A 215-nucleotide genomic window follows, 5' to 3' on the forward strand; every position below is an offset into this window, starting at 1 on the left:
AAGAGACCGAGGTCGGCAGCGAATGCGCTCTGGGCGCACAGGAGAAGCGTCGCGCCCAGCACCAGGGCAGTCTGCTGCGAACGGGTGCGGGCGGCGTTGAGCTGCATCCCCGCTGGTCGGTTGGAACGGAACATGGTTTGTTGAACTCCCAGTTAGAAAACGCGATTGACGACGTAGTCGCCTTGTTTGAATCCCTGAATTTCCAGGATTTCCGA

The 215-nt window shown here is 59.1% G+C and carries 1 protein-coding gene; it reads left to right on the top strand.

Annotated features, from left to right (window positions below; all coding sequences use genetic code 11):
- Positions 1-215: hypothetical protein (locus tag ACYP5B_RS43140; protein ID WP_459573691.1), on the top strand; the 215-nt coding region annotated here is incomplete at both ends.

The sequence above is a fragment of the Cupriavidus sp. 8B genome (genome assembly GCF_054589115.1).